The 5,698-nt window shown below is 63.7% G+C and carries 9 protein-coding genes and 1 pseudogene; 6 read left to right on the top strand and 4 right to left on the bottom strand.

Features of this window, described 5'->3' with window-relative positions; all coding sequences use genetic code 11:
* A pseudogene (locus tag VZ95_RS02205) lies at window positions 1-227 on the top strand (UDP-2,3-diacylglucosamine diphosphatase); the annotation flags it as partial.
* Between the two features lie 3 nt (window positions 228-230).
* Entirely contained in the window at window positions 231-1,250 is a 1,020-nt protein-coding gene (locus tag VZ95_RS02200; RefSeq protein ID WP_045774423.1) for a glycosyltransferase family 4 protein, read from the top strand.
* Here VZ95_RS02200 and VZ95_RS02195 read toward each other — a convergent pair.
* Both VZ95_RS02195 and arsC read right to left on the bottom strand, forming a co-directional pair.
* Window positions 1,225-1,908: an aquaporin gene (locus tag VZ95_RS02195; protein WP_045774422.1), complete on the bottom strand. Its 684-nt coding sequence runs from the start codon at window positions 1,906-1,908 to the stop codon at window positions 1,225-1,227. The genes VZ95_RS02200 and VZ95_RS02195 overlap by 26 nt on opposite strands.
* A gap of 111 nt (window positions 1,909-2,019) precedes the next feature.
* Window positions 2,020-2,337, bottom strand: coding sequence for an arsenate reductase (glutaredoxin) (gene arsC, locus VZ95_RS02190; RefSeq protein ID WP_456297668.1), 318 nt, complete (start codon window positions 2,335-2,337; stop codon window positions 2,020-2,022).
* A gap of 230 nt (window positions 2,338-2,567) precedes the next feature.
* On the opposite strand from arsC, the gene irrA reads away from it, so the two are divergent.
* Window positions 2,568-2,984 (top strand): iron response transcriptional regulator IrrA, encoded by a 417-nt coding sequence (gene irrA / locus VZ95_RS02185; protein WP_045774426.1) that lies wholly within the window; start codon window positions 2,568-2,570, stop codon window positions 2,982-2,984.
* A gap of 100 nt (window positions 2,985-3,084) precedes the next feature.
* On the top strand, window positions 3,085-3,504 hold the full coding sequence (locus VZ95_RS02180; RefSeq protein ID WP_045774421.1) for a rubrerythrin family protein: 420 nt from the start codon (window positions 3,085-3,087) through the stop codon (window positions 3,502-3,504).
* Here VZ95_RS02180 and copM read toward each other — a convergent pair.
* Entirely contained in the window at window positions 3,501-3,854 is a 354-nt protein-coding gene (copM, locus tag VZ95_RS02175) for a CopM family metallochaperone (RefSeq protein ID WP_084627527.1), read from the bottom strand. The two genes, VZ95_RS02180 and copM, sit on opposite strands and share 4 nt — an antisense overlap.
* A 21-nt stretch (window positions 3,855-3,875) precedes the next feature.
* Complete coding sequence (locus VZ95_RS02170; RefSeq protein WP_045774420.1) at window positions 3,876-4,064, bottom strand: heavy-metal-associated domain-containing protein; 189 nt, start codon at window positions 4,062-4,064, stop codon at window positions 3,876-3,878.
* A gap of 137 nt (window positions 4,065-4,201) precedes the next feature.
* On the opposite strand from VZ95_RS02170, the gene VZ95_RS02165 reads away from it, so the two are divergent.
* A complete protein-coding gene (locus VZ95_RS02165) occupies window positions 4,202-5,338 on the top strand; it encodes a heavy metal translocating P-type ATPase (RefSeq protein ID WP_198148036.1) in 1,137 nt (378 codons plus the stop codon).
* 5 nt (window positions 5,339-5,343) lie between these two features.
* Window positions 5,344-5,698 (top strand): HAD family hydrolase (locus tag VZ95_RS21390; RefSeq protein WP_156994958.1); only part of this gene is annotated, 355 nt, incomplete at its 3' end.

The following is a 5,698-nucleotide window of genomic DNA, read 5'->3' as shown; positions in this document are numbered from 1 at the left end:
GTAATTTCGATGGCATCGTTTGCGGTCATATCCATCACGCCGAAATGCGCGATATTCAAGGCGTTCTCTACTGTAACGATGGCGATTGGGTGGAAAGCTGCACGGCCCTCGTGGAGCATTTCGACGGTCGCCTAGAAATCCTGCACTGGGCCGAAATCCGTCAGCTCTTCGGTTGGCACCCTGCGCGCCAACCCGTCGCTTCCACCGCTAACATATTGGCCCGATAACCTATGCGCATTGCGATTGTAACCGACGCCTGGTTCCCCCAGGTCAACGGGGTTGTGCGGACGCTCGATACGGTGCGCCGCGAGTTGGAAGGCCAAGGGCATGTGGTGGAGGTGATCGGCCCGGATCGCTTCCGTACGATTCCCTGCCCAACCTATCCCGAAATCCGCCTTGCGCTGTTTCCGATGAAACGCCTGATTGCGGCCTTGGACGCTTTCGCGCCGGATGCCCTGCATCTGCCGACCGAAGGGCCGCTGGGCATGGCGGGCAAGAAGTTGGCCGTGAAGCGCCGCTGGCCGTTCACGACCAGCTTCCATACGAAATTCCCCGAATATCTGCACGCGCGCACCGGCATTCCGGCGGCCTGGAGCTATGCTTTCCTGCGCCGCTTCCACAATGCCGCCGATCGTATCATGGTGGCGACGCCGAGCCTGGAAGCCGAACTCGATCAGCGCGGTTTCCGCAATATCGTGCGCTTCTCGCGCGGGGCCGACTTAGAGCTGTTCCGCCCGCGCGAACCGCTGCCGCTCGACCTGCCGAAGCCGGTTTTCGCCTATGTTGGGCGCGTTGCGGTGGAAAAGAATATCGGCGCGTTCCTGGCGCTCGATCTGCCCGGCTCGAAGCTGATCGTCGGCGATGGGCCGCAGCGGGAAGAGTTGCAGCGCCAATATCCCAAAGCGCATTTCATTGGCGCAAAGCACGGCGAGGATCTGGCGCGCGCCTATTCCGCCGCCGATGTGTTCGTGTTTCCGAGCCGCACCGATACTTTTGGGCTGGTGGTATTGGAAGCGCTGGCCTGCGGCGTGCCGGTGGCCGCCTATCCGGTCACGGGGCCGCGCGATATTCTGAGCGAAGCCGCCCAGCCGGTCGGTGCCCTCAGCGAAGATTTGCGGGAAGCGGCGCTCGCGGCTCTCAAGGTCGACCGCGCCGCCTGCCGCGAGCACGCATTACGCTACTCTTGGTCGGCGGCGGCGGGGCAGTTTCTCGATGCGCTGGCGCTTATTCGGGAAGAGGCGCGGGCGTAACGCGGTTTAACCAGCGGTCTAGCCCCACGGCAATGCCGACGCCGACAAGCTGGGCCAGAATGAAGCCGGGGGCGTCCAGCGGGCGAATCCCGGCGAAACTCTCGGTGAGCGCGCGGGCCAGGGTTACGGCGGGGTTGGCGAAGCTCGTGCTGGCGGTGAACCAATAGGCGGCCACCACCGTCAGCGCGACGCTATAGGGCAGCCGCGTTTGCGTCTGCGTGCGCAGGGCGGCGAAGATCACGGTGAGCAGCGTGGCGGTGGCGACGACCTCCGACAGCCATTGTCCCGGCCCGGTCCGCAGTTTGGTCGAGGTTTGCCAGATCGGCATATCGAACATGGCGTGGGCGAGCCAAACCCCCGCAATCGCGCCTAAAATTTGCAGGCTCACATAGGGCAAAACGCGCGACCAGGGCAGATGCTTGCGCACCGCCAACGCCAGGGTTACGGCAGGGTTGAACTGCGCGCCGGAGATCGGGCCGAAAACTTCGATCAGCACCACTAAGGCCGCTCCGGTGGCAACCGCATTGGCCAGCAGCGCTACGGCGGCGTTTCCGTCCGCAAGCCGCTCGGCCATAATCCCGGAGCCGACGACGGCGGCCAGCAATAGCGCCGTGCCGAGGGCCTCGCCGAAGAGGGCGGGCAGCAGGGGGCGGCTCATTTTACCCGATTGCCTTTGGCGTCGATCACCGCTTCCCCATCTTCCTTGCTAAACGCGCCCTGCTGCGGCGTGGGCAGCAGGTCCAGCACCGCTTCCGACGGGCGGCAGAGTTTAGCGCCTTTTTTCCGTCACCACGATGGGGCGGTTGAGCAGGATCGGGTGCGCGTCGATGGCATCGAGCAGCGCGTCGTCCGCCAGATCGGGATCGCTAAGGCCAAGCTCGGCATAGGGGGTGCCTTTTTCGCGCAGGAGATCGCGCAGCGGCACGTCCATCTTCGCCACCAACGCCAGGATTTTTGCCCGGCTCGGCGGGGTTTTGAGATACTCGATCACAGTCGGCTCAATCCCGGCGTTGCGGATCAGCCCCAAGGTATTGCGCGAGGTTTCACACTGGGGATTATGGTAGATCGTGACGTGGGGGGCGGTCATGTTTGGGCATCCGAGGATATTTTTTCGATATTTCGAGAATAATAGATATATCCTCTGCTGCCAAGCGCTGCGACAGAATGCGCGGGCCATGTAGATTAGAATGATTGCAAACTGCTCGGAAGGCGCTATAGTAGATCATCATGACCCAAGACCTTGCCCCTCACGCCCCTTTTCCTGCCGCCGTTAGCGATGATGCCGCTGCGCTGGACGAGGTTGTGCCCGCCAATCCGATGGAAGTTGCGCTGATCGAACGGCTGCGGCACGTCGGCTTGCGCCCCACGCGGCAGCGGCTGGCGCTCGGCGGGCTGCTGTTCAAGGGCGAGGATCGGCACGTTACGGCGGAACAGCTTCACGGCGAAGCTTTGACCGCTGGCGTGCGCGTTTCGGTGGCGACGGTTTATAATACCCTGCACCAATTCACCGAAGCGGGCCTGCTGCGCGAAGTGGTGGTGGAAGCCGGGCGCTGCTATTTCGATACCAATACCAGCGAGCATTTCCACTTCTTCTTCGAAGATGATGCGCGGCTGATGGATATTCACGGTGCCCATTCCGACGCGCTGAACGATGTTCTGCCCGGCCTGCCGATGGCCCCCGAAGGCACGCAGGTCGAGCGGGTGGATATCATCATCCGCTTGAAACGCGCCTAGACCCAAACCACATCTGCCACGCTGTTATTTCGCAGGCGCGAAACCCGCGCGCTTGCGGTATACATTTGGCCCATAGTCACTCTCAGTTTGGGAAACGCCCATGTCCAGCTTGCGCGGCACGAAGACCGAAGCCAATTTGAAAGCGGCTTTCGCGTCGGAGAGCCAGGCCAACCGCCGTTATCTCTATTTCGCGCAGAAAGCCGATATCGAAGGTTATAACGATGTCGCTGCTGTCTTCCGCTCCACAGCCGAGGGCGAAACCGGGCACGCGCACGGGCATTTAGAGTTTCTTGAAGCGGTCGGCGACCCGACTACCGGCCTGCCGATTGGCCCGACCGGCGATAATTTGCGCGCCGCCATTGCGGGCGAGACTTACGAATATACCGAAATGTACCCGGCAATGGCGAAAATGGCGCGGGACGAGGGCTTCGAGGAAATTGCCGTTTGGTTCGAAACCCTCGCCAAAGCCGAAAAATCCCACGCCGGGCGCTTCCAAAAAGCCCTGGAGACGATGGGCTAAAGCCCTTTACGCTTCAGCCAGGCCTGCATTTGCGTGATCTCGGCTTCCTGGGCCACGATCACGCCTTGGGCAAGCTTGCGGATTTCGGCATCTTGCCCGTGTTCTAGGACGATTTTCGCCATCGCGACCGCGCCCTCATGGTGCGGGATCATGCCGCGCACGAAATCCACGTCGGCATCGCCGCTTAGCGGAAGGCTCATGGCCGTGTGCATCTTCATATTCACCTCAGTGAAGGCCTGAATCACGGCGCTTGCCTTGGGATTGGCGGCCTGCTGGGCCAGCAGAACATTCGCGAGCAGGGGCACGGCCAGCGCCAGCCCCAACCCCAGGACGAGGGCGGGTTTCTTCATGTGAAGCTCCAAAGATAAGAGTTAAGCGGGGGGAAAGCCGCCCCGGCTGAGGGCCAGACGCAGGTCGGCTTCCGGGTGCTGGCTGGTAATGGCGACCTTCTGTGTCGGAAGATCAATTTCGACCACGGCGCTGGGGTCGATCCGCGTTACAATCCGCGTTACTGCTTTGGCGCAGCCGCCGCAGGTCATATCTTTCAGAACCAGATCCATCGGATCCTCCTCAAGCGGTAATGGGGGTAAGCTGCACCTTCCCCCGATGGGAAGGTCAAGCGCTATTTTGTTCTTGACCTTCCATGATGGGAAGCCCGATGCTCGGACCCAGGATGATTTCAGAAAAGGATCGGGCGATGGCAGATCCCCTCACCTTGGCGATTACCGGCATGACCTGCGCCTCCTGCGTGAGCCGGGTGGAGCGGGCGCTGAAAGCGGTGCCCGGCGTGCAGGATGCCTCGGTCAACCTCGCCACCGAACGGGCGGAGGTGCGGATGACGCGCGCGGTTGTGCCGGAAGCGCTGCTGGAGGCCGTGGACGCCGCAGGCTTTACGGCGAAACCCATCGCGGCCCGCGCCGCGCTGCAAGACCCCAGCGTGAAACGCCGGGCCGAAGCCGATGTGCTGCGCCGGGATGCGATCCGGGCCGCGCTGCTGGCGCTGCCTGTGATCGTGCTGGGCATGGGCGCGCATCTGGTGCCGAGTTTCCATCATTGGCTGATGGCGACGCTCGGGCTCGGTTTGAACGCGGCAATCCAGGGCGGTTTGACGCTGCTGGTGATGCTCGGGCCGGGCGCGCGGGTCTACCGGATGGGTTTCACCACGCTGCGCCATTTTGCGCCGGATATGAATGCGCTGATTACGGTCGGCACGCTCGCGGCTTTCGGCTTTTCGGTCTTGGTCGCCCTCGCGCCGCAGCTTGTGCCGGACGCGGCGGCAAACCTCTATTTCGAGGCGGCGGCGACGATTCTCACGCTGGTTCTGATGGGGCGGTCCTTGGAGGCGCGGGCGAAGGGCCGGGCGTCCGACGCGATCAGCAAGCTCATCGGCCTAACCCCCAAAACCGCGCGGGTGCGTACCGATCTGGGCGTCATCGAGCAACCGCTCGCCGAGATCCGCCCCGGTGCGATGATCGAGCTGCGCCCCGGCGAGCGCGTGCCGGTCGATGGCATTGTGCGCGAGGGCGCGAGCTTGATCGACGCGGCGATGCTCACGGGCGAGCCGCTGCCCGTCGCCAAACACCCCGGCGATAAAATCATCGGCGGTACCATCAATCAAACCGGCGCGCTGCTGCTGGAGGCGGTGGCCGTGGGGGCGGATACTGTGCTGGCGCAGATCGTCCGCTCGGTCGAGGCGGCTCAGGGCGGAAAACTGCCGATTCAAGCGCTGGCGGACCGGATTTCCGGCTGGTTCGTTCCGGCGATTCTGGCGATTGCGGCGCTGACCTTCGCGGGGACGCTGGCCTCGGTTTCGGGCTCAGCCCAGCGCTGGTGAATGCCGTGGCGGTGCTGATCGTCGCCTGCCCCTGCGCCTTGGGCCTCGCCACGCCTGCCGCGATCATGGTCGGCATCGGGCGCGGCGCACAACTCGGGCTGCTGGTGCGGCGCGGCGAGGCGTTGCAGCAACTGACCGAGGTCAAACTGGTCGCCTTCGATAAGACCGGGACCTTGACTGAAGGCAAGCCCGTTCTCACCGATCTGCGGGTTGCGCCGGGGGTCGACCGGGCGGCGCTTCTTGCGGCGGCGGCGGCGGTCGAAACCCAGTCGGAACATCCGCTGGCGCGGGCAATTGTGACGGCGGCGGCGGAAGAGGGGCTCACTCTCCCTACCGCCTCCGGCGTCGGCGCGGTGCCGG

Origin of the sequence: Elstera litoralis, from assembly GCF_000963705.1 — a bacterium.
GTDB lineage: Bacteria > Pseudomonadota > Alphaproteobacteria > Elsterales > Elsteraceae > Elstera > Elstera litoralis.
This window is presented reverse-complemented; position numbering and strand designations above follow the sequence as displayed.